At 68.5% G+C, this 2461-nt stretch carries 2 protein-coding genes; both read right to left on the reverse strand.

Annotated features, from left to right (window positions below):
- Window positions 1-1326: CoA-binding protein (locus FKP22_RS27170; RefSeq protein ID WP_211361612.1), on the reverse strand; the 1326-nt coding region annotated here is incomplete at its 3' end.
- Between the two features lie 11 nt (window positions 1327-1337).
- Window positions 1338-2162: a crotonase/enoyl-CoA hydratase family protein gene (locus FKP22_RS27175; RefSeq protein ID WP_211361613.1), complete on the reverse strand. Its 825-nt coding sequence runs from the start codon at window positions 2160-2162 to the stop codon at window positions 1338-1340.
- Window positions 2163-2461 lie beyond the last annotated feature (299 nt).

A 2461-nucleotide genomic window follows, 5' to 3' on the forward strand; every position in this document is an offset into this window, starting at 1 on the left:
AGCGCGCTCCACCATGGCCGGCGGCAGGGGCGTGTCTTCGTTCTGCATCACGAAGATGGCCGGCTTGGTGCGGCCTTCCATGCCAAGCAGGTGGGCGTCGAGCCACACCGGGGCGATCTCGGGCGAGGGCATGGGCAGCGAGACCAGCAGGCTGCCGATGGCGGGATCGTCCTGCTCGGCGACCACGCCCAGCGTGATCAGCTCCGGCCGCGGGCCGATGAGTGTGCCCAGATCCAGCGGGTTGCGTGGCGGCGTGTAGGCGGGCAGCTGCTCGCGCAGTGCCTCGACCTGCGGCGCCGACATCGGGGGCATCTCCAGATTGAGCGGTTCGAGGTAGTCGAGCGCGATGCCGCACAGCGCCCCGGACGCGGTGATCAGGCCCAGCCCGCCGACCGGCGGCTGCGGGAAACGCAGCATGAGCTGGCCGAGGTCGATGGCTTCCTCCAGGCTGTCCACGACCAGCACGCCGGCACGCTCTGCGGCCAGCCGCATGGCGCCGTGGTTGCCGGCCAGCGCGCCGGTATGCGAGCTGGTGGCGGCCTGGGCGCCTTCGCTGCGACCGGGGTGCAGCAACACGACGCCCTTGCCGGCGGCATGCATGCGCCCGAAGGCCGCGAGCACCTCGGGTGCCGAGCGGATCTGCTCGGCGTACACCACCGCCGTTCGGGTGCTGGGGTCGTCGGCCAGGAAGGAAAGCGTCTCCGACAGGCCGACCTGGGCCTCGTTGCCGGTGGTCAGCACATAGGAGACCGGCACGCCGCGCGCGCGCAGCGAGGCCGACACATGCACGCCGATGCCACCGCTCTGCGCCACCACGGCCACGGCAGGGCCGTCCTCGGGCCGAAGCTTCGGCGGCAGCACGAGTTCGACCATCGAGACATGGAAGCCGGCCACGCTGTTGAAGAAGCCGATGGTGTTGGGGCCCAGCAGCGCCAGGCCGCCGGCCCGTGCCGTCTCGGCGATCAGCTGCTGGCGCGTGCGACCCTCCTCGCCCATTTCGGCAAAGCCCGAGGCGAAGCAGACGGCGCCGCGCACGCCGCGTTCGACACAGGCCTTCAGGGTGTCAAGCACGGCATCCGAAGGCACCAGCAGGATGGCCAGGTCCAGGCCTGGCGGCAGCTCGGCGATCGAGGTGTGGACGGTGCGTCCGCCGACGCTGCCGCCGCTTCTGCCCACCAGGTGCAGCGCGCCGTCGTAGCCAGCCTGGAGCAGGTTCTGCAGTACCACCAGGCCGGCCGAGCCTGGCTTGGTGGACAGGCCGACGATGGCGACCGAGCTCGGAGCGAGCAGTGGCCGGAGATCGGGGGTGTTGGACATCGCGGGCATCGGCGTTCTCCTCAAGCGTTGCTCACGCGGGCCTCGGGCGGCGTCACCTTGGCGACGCGCTTCTCCAGGAAGGCACGCATGCGCGCCTTGGCTTCGCCGTCGGACTGGGTCACGGCGGCCATCAGACCCTCGGTGAGCAGGCCGTGGGCCATCGGCTGTTCGGCGATCAGCGGCAGCGCCTGCATGATCGCGAAATTGGACAGCGGGGCATTGCTGGCGATGCGTCGAGCCAGCTCCAGGCCTCTGGCCAGGCCTTCGCCATCGGGCACGGTGTAGTGCGTCAGGCCCACCTGGAAGGCTTCCTCGGCGTTGTACACGCGGCCGGTGAGCATCATTTCGGCCACCCGCGAGCCGCCGATCAGCTTGGACACGCGCACCGATCCGCCGCCGCCCAGGAAGATGCCGCGCTGGCCTTCGGGCAGACCGAAGTAGGCCGACCGCTCGGCCACGCGAACATGCGCGACCGAGGCCAGCTCCAGCCCGCCACCCACCACGGCGCCGTGCATCACGCACACCACCGGCCGCCGTCCGAACTGGATGCGGTCGAAGACCTCGTACCAGGAGCGTGAGTGCATCAGGCCCTCGGCCGGCGAGGTCTCGGTGAGCTCGCTGAGATCGAGGCCGGCACAGAAGTGTTCGCCGCGCCCGCTGAGGACCACCGCGCGCACGGCATCCGGCAGCGACTCGAAGGCGGCGCGCAGCTCGCCGATCACGCCCAGGCTCAGCGCGTTGCGCTTGTCGGGGCGATTCAGCGTCAGCGTGGCGACGCAGTCGTGCAGTTCGACCTCGACGAGCGCCGGAGCGCCCACAGGCCTGGACAGGGAGGAATCCATCATGGTTTGAGCGGTATTGCTGACATAGTGAAATCATTATCTTGGATAAGAATGTGTGTGGCAATTGGATATCGACAGAAGCCGATCGGTGCAAACCCTGATCGCTGCCGTGAAGGCATGCGCAGGGAGTCGGCCCTGTGGCACATGCGTTGTGCCGGCAGCGGCCGCGTCTTCGAGTCGCTCCTAAGGGTTGGTCCCGAGGCGATGCGCGTGGCGCATTGGATGCAAAGCCAATAACATGCATAGCCACACTAACTATTTGTGGAGAAAACATACGTGAGCACATCCTCCTTCCTTGACTT

This window comes from Ideonella azotifigens (assembly GCF_006519715.1).
Classification (GTDB): Bacteria; Pseudomonadota; Gammaproteobacteria; order Burkholderiales; family Burkholderiaceae_C; genus Ideonella; species Ideonella azotifigens.